The following is a 17920-nucleotide window of genomic DNA, read 5'->3' as shown; positions in this document are numbered from 1 at the left end:
AGGATCATCTCCGCTTAGGTTGCATGCCAGGAATTGTAAAGACTGGGAAGGCAACACCAGTGGAACCACCTCCGCCGGGATTGGGCGCACGTGTAAGTCCACCAAAGCCTACACCAACCTCTACGGATGTATCTCCTCCGAAAGCATGATTACCACCCACACATCCGCCGTACGCACACAAAGTTGCCCCAAACGATGCACCTGCAAGAAAATTATCTGTTATATCCGCCTGAAGAGTGGGGACTTTATTAGCTCCAGCCGGAATGATGCCAACGGTGACAGACGCTCCCGGTATCACTGGAACAGCACCGCCGCCTCCCAAATAAACATTCCCGTTGTGCAGGTTAATAGAAATGCCCGCCGAACTACCAAAAGCAGAACCGCCAATAGTTACGTAATCAAGCGTCCCAGGGCGAGTGGCAAGTACATTCGAGACGAATGCGTTACTGTCAGCTCGCAAATCCTCAGCGTTGTACTGAAACAAACTACGCCCCGGCGTTTGCTTCACCATGCCACCGTAACCCGAAGCTGCGAAGTACGTCCCATTGTAATTCTTCAGTTGAGCCTGTTCGACCATATAACCGGCACCCTCTTGCTCCAGCGCTGAGTACTTTGCGTAGTCTGCCGTACCCGGCGCGTACTCCGCTGCACAGTGGACTAGTGCGCATCCCGCCGCTTCCAGTCGATGCTCCTTGTTAGTATCGCCGTTGGCCAAATCATGTATGACTTTCTTTTCTTCGGGGTGAAGTTGGCGATTGAATCGGTCAGCGTTATAACCAGAAAACGCCCCCGATTCACCGCCCACGACACCACCGGCCCCCGTCGCAAGCGCGTTGGCCACAATGTTGCCCAGCGCCTGATTCATATTGGCGTTCCCAGTCGGATCGCTGCCTGCGATCGCGCTGCTAAGCTCGTTCAGCTTGCCGGAGGCGATCGATGCAATCGCGGCACCGGCTGCGCCACCGACCGCATTGCCGCCTGCCAGTCCAGTCACCAACGCCGCACCTGCACCTTGCATCAGCGCGCGATTCGCTCCGCCTTCCTTCCAGGCATCGACACCTGCTTGGTCACCATTCTTCTCGGCTTGCCGTTTCATCTCGTCGGCGTAGTCACCGATCCGTCGCGACACCGCTTCGCCAGCCGCGGCGGCCGCAGCCATCATGTCCGACTGGTTGGCCAGCAGGTTCTGCATGTCCGGAAGTTTCGCGACCGTTCCGTTCGTGTTCGTCGTATCGCGATTCAAGCTGGCCACATCCTGCTTCTGGTTTGCCGAATCTGTGATCGTCACCGTCCCCGCGCTCACGCCGCTCTTCGTCGTCGCGCTATCACTGCCGCTGTCATTCTGGCCAAGCATGGGCGCAGCGCCCCCCGTATTCTTGCCCGACGTGCTGCCGTGCGTGCTGTAGTTCATTCCGCCGTCGCCGGTCGTCGCGCCTGCACTGAAGCCGCTCGAGCTCGCATCGTAATGCGACTGGTTCTGGACGTCCGAGAAGGACAGCGAACCTGTCGTCAGGGAATTCTTCGACGCATCCGCGTCGCTCGCGATCAGCCCACCCTTCAGATCGGTATTGCCGGTGACGTTGATATTGAAACCGCCATCGCCTGCGTGAATCCCTGCCTGTTCATTGACGCCCGCATAGCTGCCCGACGCGTTGCCCTTGCTTTGGCTGACGCTCCCGCTGGCGCCGCCCTGACTGACGCTGAAGCCACCGCCCGAACTCGACTGATGCGCCGCGCTCGACAACGTATCCTGCAAGCTGACGATGTTCAGATTCCCGCCCACATCGGCGTTGACCTGATTACCCTTCACGTTCGAGCCGATGATGTTCGTATCGCCGCCCGAGATGATCGTCACATTGTTTGCTGCGGTTACATGGCTATTGTTCTGCGTAGCCAGATTGCTGTTGCCGTCGCCGTTGGCCTTCGACATCGCCGCGGAAACACCGAACCCGCCCGTGCCGACCGACACACCCACGCTCGCACTCTTCGACTCGTTCGTGCTGCGCGTCGAGTCGGTGTCCGTCGTATTGACGATATTGACCTGATTCTTCGCAGCCAGAATCACATCGTTCGCGTTCACGTTTGAGCCGGCGATCGTCACATTGCCGCTACCCGGTTGCCCGTTCCCCGTTGCAGCAAACGCCACCGTTCCGCCCGCATTCACATTCGAGCCACGATTCGTCGCGCTGTCTTCGGAGAATGCGCTCTTTCTGTGACTGCTGCCGACGCTGACTTCGACCTTGAACTGAGGCGTTTCGCCCGCCCCCAGCGCCCGGACCACATCGCCCGCAGCCATGTTCGCATCCCATGCCGCGCTCGCCGCGGCCATCCCGTGCAGCGCCGCTGCCCGGCCATCCTGGCTATTGCCGGACGCACGCGATTGACCCACAGCGTTCGACACCGCGTCGATCACCGGCGCCCTCAGCGCCAGCGTCAGGCCGCTCTTCGACACTTCCTGTGTTTCGCCGCGATGATGCGTGTCCTGCGCCGCGTCAATCGTCACGTTCGCGCCTGTCCCGCTGAGATTCTTCGCTGCGATCAGGTCGCTGCCGGTCACGTGCAAGTCGTTTCCAGCCGTGATGCTCAGGTTGCCCTTCAGCGAACCGATCGAACTGGCGTTGTTCGACACCTCGGTCGTCTGGCTGGTCGTCTTCAGCGAGCTGCTGCCGACTGATACCGACAGTCCGCCGCCCGACATCAGCCCGGATTCCTTCTTGTTGTAGTAGCTCGACGACTGCAAGGTGTCCTGCGACGTCGTCACCGTCACGTTGCGCGCTGCCGTGAGCGTCACGTCGTTCGTTCCGACGATGGTGCTGCCCTGAACATTGACGTCCTTTCCGCTGACAATGTTCACGCCGTCCGCTGATACCAGACTGCCGCGATTGAGCGTCATCGTCTGGTCGATCCCGCTCGCAACCTTCACGCCGCTTACGACATTGCTGTGGCTGTGCGTTTCGTGTGAGTTCAACTCGTGCGTCTCGGTTGCCGCGCCGACGTTCACGTCGCCGGCCGCCAGCAGGTTCGCGTTGCCCTTGTCGAGACTGATTGCGCTGCCGGAAAGCGTGATGTCCTTGCCCGACACGATATTCACCGTATCACCGCCCTTGAGCGTCGTCCCGGTCAGCGCCTGATCGGACATGTGCAGCGTCTCCGCGTAGCTGCCGTGACTGTCGCTGCCCGAACTGTTGCTGTTCACCGTCGATGTCGTGCTCGCTGCGCCGAGCGTCACGTCGCCCTTGGCAGCAAGGGTCCCGCCCTGGGCGAGGTCGATCTGAGCGCCCTTGGCCGTCAGGTCTCCGCCGACGGCGATCAACGATTGCCCACCGACCGTCACCGAGCTGCCGGTGACCTTGTTGATGTCGGTGTTCGACACCCCGTTCGCCCGCTGCACGATCTTGTGCTCACCCGTCTGCACCGCACCGAGATCCCAGTTGCCGCCGACGGTCATGCCGAGATTTCCGCCGACCAATAGGTTCCCCGCGTTCTGCTGGAAGTTGCCGCCGGTGACGATCGACGCATCGCCCGCGACGTCCAGTTTGGCGGTTGGCCCGAGCGTCGTCACCACGCTCGTCGCGCCATCGCGGCTCACCCGTGTGTTCGTCTTCGTCGCCGTATCGAGAATCAGGTCCTTGCCGGCGTCCAGCTGCAGACTGCCGGCCTTGACGCTCGCCGACGTCAGGTCGATGTTGTTTTCGGTCTTCAGCGACATCAGTCCACCGCTTTGCAGCGCACCGAACGCGTTGTCGATCTGCTTGCCCTGAATGGCCAGCGTGTTGTCCGCCTTGATCGTGCCGCTGTTCGTGAAGGACTGTGCGTTCTGGAAGTCGATGTTCGTCGCGCTGATCAGCGGGCCGTTGACATTCTGCTGGTTCGCCTGCGCGAGATACACGACCGGCACCAACACCGACTGACCGTCGACCACCCGCGTTTCCATCATGACCACGTTACCGGTCAGCTTCGACACCTGATCGGCCGACAGGCTCGCACCCATCGGCAGATCGAGCGACTTCGACAGATCCGCGCCCGCCGTCATCAACGATTGGTACATCGTCTGCAAGTCCGCGTATGGTCCCAGCACCGCTTTTCCGGTCAGCGCCGTCACCTGGTTGCGCACGAGTTGCTGCTCATAGAAGCCGTCACCGAGACGCTTCGGAATATGCGTGAGGTCGACACCGAGCTGCCCGAAGAAGTAGTCGCTCGAAATGAAGTTCTTCTGGTTCGTGAACGCCGGGTTCGTCTCGATCACGTAATGCGCATTCGGCGCGGTAGTCGGCCGGTACAAGCCGCCCTGCGGAATCGTGAGGTTGTTCAGCACGTTCAGCGCCGTCGCACTGGCGATGATCGGATCGACCGGCGCCGACGGACCGCCGTGTACGGCCGACGCGTCCGATTTCGCGCCGCTTGCGTTACCGCTCAAATTGGTGGGCGTGAGACCCGGCACCGACTGCCCCGGCAGCAAGCCGAGCGACGGAATCGATGCGTTGCCGGCCGTGTTGTTGACGCTGACGCCCGTCCCCGAGATCGTCCCGTTGGAACTCAGCGTCGAGAAGTAACCGGGCAGCGTGTAATCCTTGATCGACGCCGGTGCCGCCTGCGTGTAGCCGCCCGGACGGCTGCCGACGAACGGCGCATTGCCGAACGGCAATTGCCAGTCGTGTTCGGAATTGTCGTAGTTGTTGTAGTGATACTGCCCCGAGTAGGAAACCGTCACGCCCGGCAGTTTCTGGCCGGATGCCGCCCAACCGTCAGCGTCGTAGTGACTCGGCATCTTGATGTCGCCGACCGCCGCGATGTTGCTCCAGTAGTTTTGCAGGGTACCGACCGACGACGCATCGATCTTGCCACCGGACACGATCTGCGCGGCCGGGCTGATGTCTGTCACGGTCGTCGCTGTCGCGCTGTCCGCGTAGTAGGTCGTGAACTGATATGTGCTGTTCCACTGACCGCCGTGAGGCGGCTCGGTGTAGACACCGCCGATGCTGTCCGGATCCTTCACGCCGACCTGGCCCGTGCGGCCGCTGATCGGAATGCCGAACTGCGCGAGCGACGCAGGATCGATCTGGCTGGTGGACGTCTTCATCACGCGACGCGTGCTCGTCACCTTGTCCGCATGCAGTTCCATGTCGCCTTGGGACTGGATCAGCGCGGACACGTTGTTGACCAGCGCGGCGTTCATGTAATTGCCGCTGGCATCCTTGCCGCCTGCCAGCACGACCTTGCCCATGCCGAAGATCGCCGTCGTCGCCATCGAATCGGTCGCAGTCGTGTCGTCGCGGTTTTCGATGTCGTGCGCGAGGATTTCCAGCGTACCGTTGCTGTCCGATGCACCGATCAACGCGGTCGGCCCGAGGTTCGAGATCGTATTCGTCGCGTTGAGCGAAGCGCTCGCGCCCACGAGCACGCCCGTATTCGTCAGGTTGACCGATTGCGTGTGCAGCAGACCGCCGGCAGTCAATGCGCCCACGTTGACGATGTTGCCCGCGTTGACGCTCAGGTTGTTGACCGACTGCAGGTTCGCGTTGTTCGTGAAGGTGCCGGGCAGCGTGAAGGCGAGATCGTGACCGACGTTGAACTGCGTGTCGGATGCCGCCGTGTAATCTCCCTGCAAGTTCACGTTCGCGTCGCGCGTTGCGCTGTACGTGCCGCCGCCCTGCAGCGTGGCCGCCGCGACCGACAGGTCGTGCGTCGAGCTGATCTGGCCGTTCGTATTCGTGACGGCGCCGCTCATCGTCACGTCCACGTCGCCGTTCGAATTCGTGACATTGCCGATCGTGCCGCTGCTGTTGTCCAAGGTGTTGCCCTGGACATGAAGCGATGCGCCGCTGAGCTGACCGCCTTGCGTGTTGCTGATCGACGCCGCGTTGACCGTTACATCGCCGTTGCCTGTAATCGCGCCCATGCCCGATACGCCGCCGGCGTGACTGTTGGCGATCTGGTTGCCGCCTTGCACCGTCATCTTGCCCGCGCCCAGGTCGACAATGGTGCCGTCCGCGTTGTCGATCGAGGCCGATTGAATGGCGAGCGTGCTGGTGTCGCCCGCAACCGATTGCCCCGCCTGGATGTGGCCTCCTCGGTTTGACAGAACGCCGCCGTTCTTCAACGACAGCGACGTGTCCGATCGCAGCAGGCCCTGCGCGTTGTTCACGTCGCCCGCAATCGTGGCGTTGATGCCGCGCTGCGCGGCGAGGATACCGCTCGCGTTGTTCCAGGAAGCCGCGTTGACGATGGCTTCTCCCTTCGTCACGATGGTGCCCGACGCGTTGTTCAGCGCGCTGGCCCCCTTGCCGGGCGCGATCGTCAGCGTGCCGGTGCCGGCATGCGTAATGGTGCCGCCTGCGTTGTTCAGATCGGCCGGCGTGAGCGTCAGGTCTGTGCTGTTGGTCTGGATCACGCCGGCGGCCGAGTTGTCGAGTGTGCCGCTGACGTTCATCCCCATCGCTGACGATCCATACTGCGTGATCGTACCGCCATGGTTCACGAGGTTCGCGGCCGTCAGCGCAAGCTGATTGGCCTCGAGCTTGCCGCCGCTGTTGTCGAGCGTCGAATCGGCGGTGACCGACAGGTTCGGCGCGACGATCGAACCGCCCTGGTTCGTCATGGAGCCTGTGTGGATCGTCGCGGTCGTGCTGGCACCGATCTGGCCGCCGTCGTTCGCGAGCGTACCGCTGGTGACGTTCAGATCCGTGTTCGACAACAGCTTGCCGCTCGCATTGTTCAGCGTGCCGGCGACGGTTGCCGTCAGTCCGTTCTGCGCGTTGATCGAGCCCGCCGCGTTGTTCAGCGTGCCGGCTTGCGCGACGACGCGCCCGTTGCTCGCAATGGAACCACCCACGTTCGACACCGAACCCGTACCACCGCCAAGCGTCAGCGTGCCGGTGCCGGCATGGGTGATCGTGCCGCCATCGTTCACGAGTGCGGCAGGGATGAGCGTCAGGTCGGTACTGTTGGTTTGCAGCGTGCCGCCATTCGAGTTGTCGAGCGTGCCCGACACCTTCACGCTCATCGCGCCGGCGCCGGTCTGCGTGATCGTGCCGCCGTGATTCACGAGATCCGTCGCACTCAACGACACCAGGCCCGCCTGCACGGTGCCGGCGCTGTTGTCGAGCGCCGTGGCGCTGACTGTGGCCGTCTGGCCGATGATTGAGCCGCCGTTGTTCGTCAGATGTGCGCCGGCGTCGACCGCGACGTTCTGCGCAGCCTCCAGGGTGCCGCTACCGTTGTCGACCGATTGGCCCGAAACGTGAAGATTCGTGTTGGATGTGATCGCGCCACGGTTGACAACGTTTGCGCCGCGAACCGAGACATCACCGTTGCCGCCGATCACACCGCCTTGCGCGCCGTTCGCAGTCGTCCCTGCGGCATTGGTCAACTGGCCGCTCGTTATCACCGACAGGCCGTCGCCGTTGAGCGACGTGATCCGGCCCGCCGTGTTGTCCAGTGACGCACCAGCCACCGTCATGCCGGCCGCACTTTGAAGCGTGCCCTGGTTGTTCGCGATGGCGCCGCCATGCACGTCCGCCGTGCTCTCCGATACCAGCTCGCCCGACTGGTTGGCGACCTGGCCAGCCACGTTGACCGACAGCGGGCCCTGCGATGAAACCTTGCCACTATGGTTGGAGAAGGCACCGCCGGTCAACGTCGTGCTGCCGCCGCTCGACAGGCTGCCGTAATCGTTGATCACCGTGCCGGATGCGTTCGCCTGGATGGCGCCTTGCGCGCTCGTCGTCGCATTCGACAGGTTCACGTCGCCGGCCGTCGCGTTCAGCGACAGATTGCCGTTCGCGGCGGTCTGGCTGCCGGCGAGATTCACGCTCGCACCGGTCAGTGACGCATTGCCGCCCGCTATGTTCTGCCCCGTTGCGCTCAACTGGCCCGAGGCTGTCAGGTTCAGAGCACCGCCCCGGCCTACCGACCCGTCGTTGTTCACGCCCGCGCCGAGCGTGCCGGTCGAATTGACGCTGCCCGCATTCACCGTCGCGCTCTGCTGCGCGGCGAGCGTCCCGGTGTTCGTGAGATCGGCGCTTGTACTGGCCGACAGCGATTGCTGCGCGTAAGTCGTGCCGCCGTTCTGGATGCCCCCGGCAGCCGACAGCGCGAGGTTGCCGCTCGCGGTCGTCTTGCCCGTCAGTACGAGCCGGCCGTTTGACTGCAGCGTCAGATCACCCGCCTGCGCCGCGATCGTACCGGCGTTGACGACCCCCACACCGTTCTCGTTCGATGCGAGGAAGATCCTGTTGGCATACATGCCGCCCAACTGACTCACGTCGATCGCCACCGACGGAGCCGGGCCGTCGCCGGCGATCGGTGTCGCTGCAAGCGTGTCGTGATTGACCCGGGCCGCGCCTGCGATCACGTTCAAGTTCTTCGCATAGATGGCGGAATTGGTCTGTACAGCGCGGGCGATAAGGTCCACCTGATCGGTACCGGTTACGTTCAAACCGGCGCCCGAGACGGTCACGAGCCCGCGGTTGACGTTGTATCCGGCAAGCGAACCATCGGTGCCGTAGAACGGCACACCGGTCGTCAAGGTCGCGCGACTGGTATTCAGGAAGCTTCCCCCGTCCACGAAAATCCCGGACGGATTAGCGATGACCATCTCCGCGCGAGCGCCTGCGATCTCCACGGCGCCGCGAATTTGTGAGGGGTTCGGGCTGTTGACCTGGTTGACGATGATCCGCGCGGCCTGCCCGGCTCCGTAATTCGGGTTGCCGTTGATCCAGCCCGCCTGCTGCGTCTGAACCATCGTGGCCGAGTTGTTCAGGATCGCGCCAGCCTTTTGAACATCGAACTGATTGTAGGTGTTGACCGATACGCCGGCGCCTGAAGGCTTGGCCACGTTGACCTGGGGCAAGCCGTTCGGCGTCTGGATCACCCGCGTGCTGGTGCCGGGCGTCGGGATGATCTGTGCACCGGACAGGGTGGGCAGCATGCCGAGCGCGGCGATACCCGCTACAACAACGCAAGCGCCGGACGTCGACGATCGCGGCCGTGCACGTACTTCGCCCGTCGCCGATTTGCCCTCGGCGATCGCTGTCTCCGCGACGGCCACCACCATACCCCGAAGCCTGGAATACACCAGGCGGTGCGTATTTTTGTTCATTCTCGTCGACGCGGCCCGCGTCCATTCGTTTGCTTATTGGACGCGAGCTTACTGAAACATCGAAAAAGTGACTGTCAGTTATTGCCAAGCTGTTGAAGGAGAACCACAAATCCCGCATTTCGGACCTGTCTAATTGACGTGTACCGACGTACGACTTAGCAAACCGCGAATCGAACGAGAAGCCTCCGAGTACCCTGCGAATTGGCAGTTTTAATCTCGCTCGCGATCGTGATCGCGGGCTTCGTCGGCGGGCTCGTGCTGTCGGCCGTCAAGCGCTCGCTCGGCACCAAGGACTGGGGCTCGATGATCGCCGGCCACGGCGGCATGCTCGATCGCGTCGATTCGATCTGCTTCGCCGCGCCGGTGTTCTTTCACCTCGTGCGTTACCTGTACGTGTGATGTGCGGGCGGGGCGAGGCCGCCCGCTTCCGCGCGACGGATCAGTACCCGTCGCGCAGCGCCTTCGGCACGGTGTAGCGGCCGCGCGCGGCGTCGAACTTCACCGTGTAGCGCGCGTGGATGGCCTTGTCGCCGCGCGTGCCCGTTTCCGTGACCATCAGCGGATAGACGTCGCCCGTGCCGCTCGTGTCCGGCGCGATCTCGAAGCGGCGCTCCTCGCAACGCGCGCGAGCATGCGCGCATTCCGTCGATTCGGCATTGTCGAGCGCCTCGTCGATACGCGCCGCCGCATACACCAGCCCATTGCCGTAGGGCAGCCAGATCGAACGAAAGCTTTGCGTGTAGCCTTGCCGCGTATCGCTTTCGCCGATCACGAACCCGAACAGGTGCGGCCCGAGCCGCTCGATGCGCACCGTGCCCGGTTCGCCGCGCTGGCCCGATGCGATCTCCGTTTTCTTCGCGACCGGCTCGAGCGTCCTGCCGTCCGGCGAAGGCTTCAGCACGTACAGGTCGATCGCGCCCGGCGTCGCATCCGAATCCATGCCCGGCATCCCGTTCTGCACCGCCGCCTCGGTCTCGCCGCACATCGCGAGCAACGTGCGCGGGCCGTCCGCGGTCGCCACGCGCAGCACGCCGCACGGCGAATGGATGAAATCGCCCTCTTCCGCCTGCCAGCCCTTGCGGTCCGCACGCCAGTCGCCGTACGTGTCGTGGATGAAGGTTTTCAGTTGACGGTCGGGCTGGGCCGGCTCGGCGGCATGAACGGGCGACAGCGCGGCGAGCGCCGTGAATGCCGTGAACGCGCCGAGGGCGGCGCGCGAAGCCGCGGGCGGCTTGAGACGTCGATTCCGGTTCTGGATAGTCATGACGAGGTTCGGTCGGATGGATCGGTGGCGGATTGTTGCAGAAACGACGGATCAAGGTTGCCGCGGTGCGATGCCGGTGCCATCGGGCTTCAGCCGCGCGGTTCGCACCCATCCTTCGGCGATACCGCGCGTACGCGGATTCAGGTAGACGACCGACGTGAAGCGGCCGTACTCGGTCCGCGCGTCGACGTGGTCGTGCTCGACGATGAACAGCCCGTCGATCCTGCATGCGTCGTCCGGTGCGGAAAAAAACGGCAGCCGCCCGTTGCCGACGACGACGCGCCCGGCGTCACTGCCCATCACGTCATCGCCTTGCGCCTGCGCACGGCGGTTCAGCGCATCGCAATCGACGGCACTGTGCATCGGCGCGGCCGATACCGAACACGTCGACACGAAACGCGACAGCGCGCGCCGGTCGATCTTCAGCACGTCCGGCCGGTCGGGATCGCGTGTGACGTCGAGCGCCTGCATCGTCCGCGTATCGAGTGTCACCCACCCGACCGTCGCTTCGCGATTCGGCGTGCCGGGATGGTCGGGCGTCGAGAACAGGCGGATCCGATAGACGTCGCCGTTGCGCTCGTCCACGTCGGCATGGATGTCGTGCCGGGCAAACGCGGTCTGCCGCAGCGCCGGTACGATCAGTGCCGTCAGCCGTTCGTTGCACGACGCCGGCGCGGCGGCGGCGGCCTGCACGGCCAGCGCGCCGACGCACGCAAGCGCGACGCGCACGGCGATGGCCGCGCGCCGGCTTCGCCGACCGGCCTCGTCATTCTCGCCGGTCGGCGCTACGATCTCGTTCTTCACGCTTGGCTCCGTTCGGTACGCGCGGGCATCGACCCGCAAGGCCGTAGCGTACACGCACGCGCGCCGAACCACATCCACCGACACCGCCCATCAACCTGAAGCTCGACATCGCCCAGCGCGCCGGCCACGACGGCGACAAGCACGACAACCTGCCGCGCGCGATCGGCGACTATCGTCGGAATCGGCGTCTGCACGTCGCCGGCGAACGCCTCGCGCACGCGAACCGGCGTCGCGAACTGCTGACCCCGTGAGTCCGAATGTGAGCGTGAACGCGCGTGCGGCTGGCCGCGCACACGGTCACGCGTCACGCCGGGTCCGGCACCTCGATGGCCAGCAGCGCCGAACTGACCGACTTGCCATGCGCATCGAGCGCGAGCGAGCGCGTGACCCCGCCGCCGAGCGCATCGCGCAGCACGAAGTTGAACGCGCCGAGCGCCGGCAACTCGTAGCGCACGACGTCGCCGTGCACGATGCCCGCGAGCCATGCCTTCACTGCTTGCGCATCCAGATGCGTGCACAGATGGTCGTAATGACGCGGATCGCGGCAGATGACCGACACGTTGAGCGTATTGCCCTTGTCGCCGGTGCGCGCATGCGCGAGTTCACGCAGTTGCATCAGGCCTCCACGAATGAAAACGACGGCGTCACGGCCGCGCGCGGCAGCAGCACCGACTGCACGGCGATCACCTCGCGCGTCGATTTGAACGCGCCGCCGCCGCCGGCCGGCCCGTTCGTATAGAGCGTCTCGACTTCGTTGCCGATCCGCGCGGCTTCGGCGGCGTTCGCCGCGCGGCCGGCCACCCGCACGCGCACCTCGGCCGGCTCGCCGCGCACGGCCGGCGTCGTGTCGCCATACAGCGCATCGACACCGATCAGGTCGAAGCGCAGCTCGCTCGCCGCGACGCCGGTCAGCGCGAGCCGCTCGCGAACGATGTCGAGCGCCAGACGCGCACGCGCGAGCGCGCCGGGGCCGCCGTACGAGATCTGGCCTTCGCCGATCCAGCCGTCGACGTAAGCGACCGACACCTTCAGCGTATCGGGCCGCGCGGTGCCGCGCCCGCCCGTCACGCGCACGCGATCGGCCGCCTCCTCGGCGACCGCCACGCGCGTGAAATCGGCCACGACGTCGGGTTGCAGATACCGCGCCGGGTCGTGAATCTCGTAGAGCAGCTGTTCCTTGCAGGTCGCCGCGCTCACGCGGCCGCCCGCGTGCGGCACCTTCGTGATCACGACCGATCCGTCGGCCGCGACCTCGCCGATCGGAAATCCGAGCCGCGCGAGATTCGGCACGTCCTTGTAGCCGGGATCGGCAAAATAGCCGCCCGTCACCTGCCCCGCGCATTCGAGCAGATGGCCGACGACGGTCGCGGCCCCAAGCGCGTCCCAGTCGTCCATCCGCCAGCCGAACGCGTGGATCAGCGGCGCGGCGAACAGCGACGGGTCGGCGACGCGCCCGGTCAGCACGACGTCCGCGCCAGCGGCGAGCGCGTCGACGATCGGCGCGGCGCCGAGATACGCGTTCGCGGACACGATGCGGTCGCGATACGCGGCGACGTCGTCGCCCGATTCCTCGAAGCGGAACGCGCCGCGCAGCACGACGTCGAGCACGTCGTCGCCTTCGACCGCCGCGACCTTCAACCCGGCGATGCCGAGCGACTGCGCGATCTGCGCGGTACGTCGGGCGGCCGCGCGCGGGTTCGCCGCGCCCATGTTCGACACGATGCGCACGCGCTTGGCCGCCGCGACCGGCAGCACCGCGTGCATCCGCGCGTCGAGCAGCGGATCGTAGCCGAGCGCCGGATCCTTGCGGCGCGCCTGCTGCGCGATCGCGATCGTGCGCTCGGCCAGGCATTCGAAGACCAGATAATCGAGTTGCCCGTGTTCGGCCAGTTCGACCGCGGGCTCGATCCGGTCGCCGGAGTAGCCTGCGCCCGCGCCGATGCGCACGCGTCGTTCAGGTTGCTTTGCTGTCATGTCCGTACCGTCGTCCGGCGGCGTGCGCCGCCGCGAAGAATCAAAAGATGCCGAGCACGACGCACGCGATCGTCATCACGATCGACGCGCCGAACAGCAGCGGAAACGTGAATTTCTGATGCTCGGCCAGCTCGATCCCGCACAAGCCGACGACGAGGAACGTCGCCGGGGTGAGCGGGCTGACCGGAAAGCCCGTCGTCATCTGGCCGAGCAGCGCCGCCTGTCCGACCTGCACGGCCGGCACGCCGAGCTGGCCAGCCACTTCCGCGATCACGGGCAGCACGCCGAAGTAGAACGAATCGGGATCGAACAGCATGCTGAGCGGCATCGACGCGAGACCGAGCGCGACCGGGATGTGGCCCGCCATCGACGGCGGCACGAAGCCGACCGCCGCCTGCGCCATCGCCTTCAGCATCCCGCTGCCCTGCATGATCCCGGTGAACACGCCGGCCGCGAGCAGGATGCCGGCCATCATCAGCGCGGCACGCGCATGCGCGTCGATGCGCTTGCGCTGCATGTCGACGTCGGGGTAATTCACCATCAGCGCGATGCACAGCCCGACCATGAACATGATCGCCGGCGGAATCTTCTCGCCCATCACGACCATCGTGCCGAGCACGACGAGCGTCAGCACGAGGTTGAACCAGAACAGGTGGGGCCGGCGCAGCGCCTGCTCGTCCGGCGTCAGCTCGCGCCTGGGCAGCGGGATCGACGCATCGTCGCGCGACAGGCCAAGCCGCTTCTCCTCTCGCCGGCCGAGCCAGTACGCGACGCCGAACACGAACACGAGCCCGATCGCCTGCACCGGAATCAGCGGATTGAACAGCGCCGACACCGGCAGGTGCAGCGACGCGGACGCGCGGATCATCGGCCCCGTCCACGGCAGGAAGTTGATGCCGGCGGCCATCGATACGGCGGCGGCCAGCACGCGCCGGTCCATCTTCAGCCGGTCGTACAGCGGCAGCACCGCGGGAATCGTCACGAGAAAGCAGACGGCGCCCGAGCCGTCGAGGTGAATCAGCAGCGCGAGCAGCGTCGTGCCCATCACGATGCGCGTGGGCCGCGTGCCGACCGCGCGCAGGATCCGGTCGATGATCGGGTCGAGCGTGCCGGCGTCGGTGATCGTCCCGAAGTACAGGATCGCGAACACGAACATCCCGACGACGGGCGCAAGCCCCTTCAGCCCGTCGATGACGAATTTGCTGGTGTGCAACCCGAAGCCGCCGAGCAGCGACGCGGCGATCGGCACGATGATCAGCGCGACGAGCGGCGACATCCGCTTCGACAGAATCGCGGCCAGCAGCACGACGATCGTGCCAAGCCCGAGTAACGGCAGCATCCGTGTCTCCTACCTTGTCTTTTGTTGGAGACGAGCGTAAGGTCGGCGCAGCGATAGCACAATTGAAATGATTTGATCGCAGCAATCACGAACCGTTATGGATCTGAATCTTCGCGACATTCGCGCGTTCGTCACCGTCGCGCACGCCGGCAACTTCACGCGCGCGGCCGCGCGGCTGCACCTGTCGCAGCCGGCGCTGACCGTGCAGATCCGCCGGCTCGAGGAGATCGTCGGCGCGCGCCTGTTCGACCGCAACAGCCGCAGCGTCGCGCTCACGCAGACCGGCCGCGAACTGCTGCCGCTGTTGCAGCGCTCGCTCGACGACATGGAGCGCGTGCTGCGCGATGCGCGTGCGCTCGGCGAAGGCGCGAGCGGCACGGTGCGGCTCGCGTGCCTGCCGACCTTCGCGTCGAGCATGCTGCCGGAGCTGATCCAGTCGTTCCGGCGCGACGTGCCGCGCGCGGGCTTCGAGATTCGCGACGGCGTCGCGAGCCTCGTCACCGCGCTCGTGCGCAACGAGGATGCCGATCTCGGGCTGACCGGCGGCGACACGTTCGATGCGTCGCTGGAGGTGCTGTATGCGGGCGCCGACCGGCTCGTCGCCGTGTGCCCGCGGGATCATCCGCTCGCGCGCAAGCGCCGCGTCACCACCGCCGACGTCGCCGGCGTGCCGCTCGTGCTCACCGCGCAGGGCACGAGTGTGCGCAGCGTCGTCGATGCCGCGCTGGACGCGGCCGGCTGCACGCCCGACATCGCATGCGAGCCGACCTACATGATGACGGCCGTCGCGATGGTGCGCGGCGGCCTCGGCGTGACGATCCTGCCCGCGACCGCACGCGAGGTGCGCGCCGAGCCCGATCTCGTCGTGAAGCCGATCGACGATCCGGCATTCGTGCGGCCGATCGCGCTCGTCGCGAAGCGCGGGCGCACGCTGCCGCGCGTCGCGCAGGCGTTCGCCGAACTCATGCTGGCGGAATTGAAAAAGCGCGCATGACGCGCGCCCGATTCGGGACAGTGCGTGCGGCGCTTACTGCGCGTCCGGGTCGACGTGCAGCGATTCGCCGATCGCATAAAAATTGCCGCCCGCGATGTAGTGCAGGCTGCGCAGCGCGGGATCGGCCGATTCGAAATACCAGTGGCCGTCGCGAAACACGCGCGTGTCCGACCACGCGCCGATCACCTCGCCGATGAACAGGTCGTAGGTCTGCTGGTTGTGCGGCTCAGGAATCAGCTTGCACGCGAGCCAGCCCGAGCAGCCGGCGACGAACGGCAAATCGTGGCCGTCGACGTCGAACAACGTGACGCCCTCTTCGCGCAGCTTGTCGGGCCGCTGCGCGAGGCTGTGGCTGCCGACCGCATGCGTGAGCTGCAATTGCGCGGCCGTCGGCACCTGGATCACGAACGTGCCGCTGCGCTCGACGAGTTCGCGCGTCTTCGCGGATTTGTCGAGCACGACCGTCAGCTTCGGCGGCAGGAAGTCGAGCGCGCACGCCCAGGCGGCGGCCATCACGTTGTCGACGCCGTCGTGGCGGGCCGACACGAGCACGGTCGGGCCGTGATTGAGCAGACGGTAGGCCTTGTTCAGCGCCACCGGCGCAATGTGACTGTCCATACGGGTTCCTTGGAGAACGATGCGCACGAACCCATACCGTGCGGCGCGGCGCCGGCCGCCGCACCTGCGCGCGGCCGTGCCGAAGGCCGCATTCTCGCACCCCAATTCAATCGGCGCTGGCGCCGTGGCCGGTCACTTCGCGAACAGCTGGCCGATGTCGCGGAACGCCTTGAATTCGAGCGCATTGCCGCACGGATCGAACAGGAACATCGTCGCCTGTTCGCCGACCTGCCCCTGGAACCGCACGTACGGCTCGATCACGAAAGTCACGCCGAACGAACGCAGCCGCTCGGCGAGCGCTTCCCAGCTCGCCCAGTCGAGCACGATCCCGAAATGCGGCACCGGTACGTCGTGGCCGTCGACCGCATTCGTATGCGCGCCTTCCTGTGACGCGGTTTTCGGATGCTGGTGGATCACGAGCTGATGCCCGTAGAAGTTGAAGTCGACCCACTGCGCACTCGAACGCCCCTCTTCCAGACCGAACACGCGGCCGTAGAAATCGCGCGCGGCCGGCAGGTCGTAGACGGGAATCGCCAGGTGAAACGGGGAAAGACTCATGATGGCCTCGTGAAGGAATGCTCGCGTGGCGCGAGGACGGCACCATGGTAGACAACGCCGAGCAAAAATTAAATCAATATAAAATTGGCCCATTCACAAATGGAATTGATGAATGATCCGTGAGCTGAAAACCCTCGTCGCCGTCGCCCGGGAAGGCACCTTTGCCGCCGCCGGCAACCGTATCGGGCTCACGCAGGCGGCCGTCAGCGCGCAGATGCAGCGCCTCGAAGCCGAGCTCGGCTTCGCGCTGTTCGACCGGCAAGGGCGATCGGCGCGGCTCAACGAGCGAGGCCATCACGTGCTCGACCAGGCGCAGGCGCTGATCGGCCTGTACGAGAACCTGAGTTCGACCGCGCCCGGCTCGCCAGCCGCCGTGCGCGTGACGATCGGCGCGATCGCGTCGGTGCAGAGCGCGCTGCTGCCGGCCGCGCTCGCCGATTTCCATCGCCGGCACCCCGCGTGCCGCACGCGCGTGATACCCGGGCTGTCGATCGAGCTGGTCAACCGGGTTGACGCGGGCGAGATCGACATGGCCGCGATCATCCGGCCGCCGTTTGCGCTGCAGAGCGACCTGCACTGGACGACGCTCGCGCAGGAACCGTTCCGGCTGATCGTGCCTCGCGGCGTGAAGGGCAAGGACTGGGCCGCGCTGCTCGCGAACGAACCGTTCGTGCGCTACGACCGTGCGTCGTTCGGCGGCCGCCAGGTCGATCGCTTTCTGCGCAAGATGCACCTCGCGGTGCGCGACACCTGCGAGCTCGACGAGCTCGACGCGATCGTCAAGCTGGTCGCGAACGGCGTCGGCGTCGCGATCGTGCCGCAGACCGCCGTGTATCGCCGCTGGCCGGCCGGCGTGCGCGCGATCGACCTCGGGCCTCACACGTTTCACCGCGACATCGGGCTCGTGCGTCGTGCGCGGCGCACGATGTCGGAGCCCGCGCAAGCGCTGGCGCAACTCATCGAGGCGGCGTCGCGGCGGCGCGCGGGCGCGAGCGTTTCGTAGTCCATCGTCGCGCCTTTCTCGTACGCGAAGATCGCGGCGTTGTCGGAGTGCCCGTACACGGTCGCGATCGTGATCGCGCCGAGCCCCGGCTTGTCCCGGCTCATCGGCGCCTGCTTGCCGTACGCGTTCGTCGCGCCGGCCGGCAGCCCGGCCGCGATCGGATGCGGCGCGTTGACGAGCCAAGGCGAGTTCGCAGCCCGAGTTTCAACGTGCGGCGGCTACGACGCACCGACGGTTCGTGACGTGGCGAGACGAGGCCGTCACCG

General features: G+C 65.6%; 10 protein-coding genes and 2 pseudogenes. 3 read left to right on the top strand and 9 right to left on the bottom strand.

The window, feature by feature from the left end; translation table 11 throughout:
• Positions 1-4 precede the first annotated feature (4 nt).
• On the bottom strand, positions 5-9100 hold the full coding sequence (locus QZM72_RS18050) for a hemagglutinin repeat-containing protein (RefSeq protein ID WP_301738837.1): 9096 nt from the start codon (positions 9098-9100) through the stop codon (positions 5-7).
• A gap of 213 nt (positions 9101-9313) precedes the next feature.
• Here QZM72_RS18050 and QZM72_RS18045 point away from each other — a divergent pair.
• Positions 9314-9499, top strand: a pseudogene (locus tag QZM72_RS18045) (phosphatidate cytidylyltransferase); the annotation flags it as partial.
• Between the two features lie 40 nt (positions 9500-9539).
• Here the strand turns inward: QZM72_RS18045 and QZM72_RS18040 are convergent.
• The 5 genes from QZM72_RS18040 to QZM72_RS18020 all read right to left on the bottom strand — a co-directional run bounded on the left by QZM72_RS18040 (position 9540) and on the right by QZM72_RS18020 (position 14481).
• The gene (locus tag QZM72_RS18040) at positions 9540-10364 is read right to left on the bottom strand and encodes a topoisomerase IV (RefSeq protein ID WP_301738836.1); all 825 of its coding nucleotides are present in this window, start codon (positions 10362-10364) and stop codon (positions 9540-9542) included.
• Positions 10365-10415: 51 nt separating this feature from the next.
• Complete coding sequence (locus tag QZM72_RS18035) at positions 10416-11168, bottom strand: hypothetical protein (protein ID WP_301738835.1); 753 nt, start codon at positions 11166-11168, stop codon at positions 10416-10418.
• Between the two features lie 304 nt (positions 11169-11472).
• Positions 11473-11784, bottom strand: a complete 312-nt coding sequence (locus QZM72_RS18030) for a hypothetical protein (RefSeq protein WP_301738834.1) — start codon at positions 11782-11784, stop codon at positions 11473-11475.
• Positions 11784-13142, bottom strand: coding sequence for an acyclic terpene utilization AtuA family protein (locus QZM72_RS18025; protein ID WP_301738833.1), 1359 nt, complete (start codon positions 13140-13142; stop codon positions 11784-11786). Before QZM72_RS18025 ends, QZM72_RS18030 begins: the two co-directional genes overlap by 1 nt.
• Positions 13143-13182: 40 nt before the next feature.
• Positions 13183-14481, bottom strand: coding sequence for a CitMHS family transporter (locus tag QZM72_RS18020; protein ID WP_301738831.1), 1299 nt, complete (start codon positions 14479-14481; stop codon positions 13183-13185).
• Between the two features lie 97 nt (positions 14482-14578).
• Between QZM72_RS18020 and QZM72_RS18015 the strand changes: the two genes are divergently transcribed.
• Positions 14579-15475, top strand: a complete 897-nt coding sequence (locus QZM72_RS18015) for a LysR family transcriptional regulator (RefSeq protein WP_301738830.1) — start codon at positions 14579-14581, stop codon at positions 15473-15475.
• 33 nt (positions 15476-15508) lie between these two features.
• Here the strand turns inward: QZM72_RS18015 and QZM72_RS18010 are convergent, their stop codons facing one another.
• Positions 15509-16093, bottom strand: a complete 585-nt coding sequence (locus QZM72_RS18010) for a flavin reductase family protein (RefSeq protein WP_301738827.1) — start codon at positions 16091-16093, stop codon at positions 15509-15511.
• A 132-nt stretch (positions 16094-16225) separates the two neighbouring features.
• Complete coding sequence (locus QZM72_RS18005; RefSeq protein WP_301738825.1) at positions 16226-16651, bottom strand: VOC family protein; 426 nt, start codon at positions 16649-16651, stop codon at positions 16226-16228.
• A gap of 112 nt (positions 16652-16763) precedes the next feature.
• On the opposite strand from QZM72_RS18005, the gene QZM72_RS18000 reads away from it, so the two are divergent.
• On the top strand, positions 16764-17654 hold the full coding sequence (locus QZM72_RS18000; protein ID WP_301738824.1) for a LysR family transcriptional regulator: 891 nt from the start codon (positions 16764-16766) through the stop codon (positions 17652-17654).
• On the opposite strand, the pseudogene QZM72_RS17995 reads toward QZM72_RS18000, so the two are convergent.
• Positions 17627-17836 (bottom strand): annotated as a pseudogene (locus tag QZM72_RS17995) (hypothetical protein); the annotation flags it as partial. The gene QZM72_RS18000 and the pseudogene QZM72_RS17995 sit on opposite strands and share 28 nt — an antisense overlap.
• Positions 17837-17920 lie beyond the last annotated feature (84 nt).

Source organism: Burkholderia sp. AU45388 (assembly GCF_030481585.1).
Lineage (GTDB): Bacteria > Pseudomonadota > Gammaproteobacteria > Burkholderiales > Burkholderiaceae > Burkholderia > Burkholderia sola.
Note: the sequence above shows the minus strand (reverse complement) of the source record. Positions and strands in the feature narration are given on the sequence as shown.

What these genes read in the sequence shown, in the direction of transcription:
- QZM72_RS18025 (WP_301738833.1), bottom strand. Translation starts at nt 13,142, where the DNA reads ATGACAGCAAAGCAACCTGAACGACGCGTGCGCATCGGCGCGGGCGCA.
- QZM72_RS18040 (WP_301738836.1), bottom strand. Translation starts at nt 10,364, where the DNA reads ATGACTATCCAGAACCGGAATCGACGTCTCAAGCCGCCCGCGGCTTCG.
- QZM72_RS18030 (WP_301738834.1), bottom strand. Translation starts at nt 11,784, where the DNA reads ATGCAACTGCGTGAACTCGCGCATGCGCGCACCGGCGACAAGGGCAAT.
- QZM72_RS18020 (WP_301738831.1), bottom strand. Translation starts at nt 14,481, where the DNA reads ATGCTGCCGTTACTCGGGCTTGGCACGATCGTCGTGCTGCTGGCCGCG.
- QZM72_RS18015 (WP_301738830.1), top strand. Translation starts at nt 14,579, where the DNA reads ATGGATCTGAATCTTCGCGACATTCGCGCGTTCGTCACCGTCGCGCAC.
- QZM72_RS18050 (WP_301738837.1), bottom strand. Translation starts at nt 9,100, where the DNA reads ATGAACAAAAATACGCACCGCCTGGTGTATTCCAGGCTTCGGGGTATG.
- QZM72_RS18000 (WP_301738824.1), top strand. Translation starts at nt 16,764, where the DNA reads ATGATCCGTGAGCTGAAAACCCTCGTCGCCGTCGCCCGGGAAGGCACC.
- QZM72_RS18010 (WP_301738827.1), bottom strand. Translation starts at nt 16,093, where the DNA reads ATGGACAGTCACATTGCGCCGGTGGCGCTGAACAAGGCCTACCGTCTG.
- QZM72_RS18005 (WP_301738825.1), bottom strand. Translation starts at nt 16,651, where the DNA reads ATGAGTCTTTCCCCGTTTCACCTGGCGATTCCCGTCTACGACCTGCCG.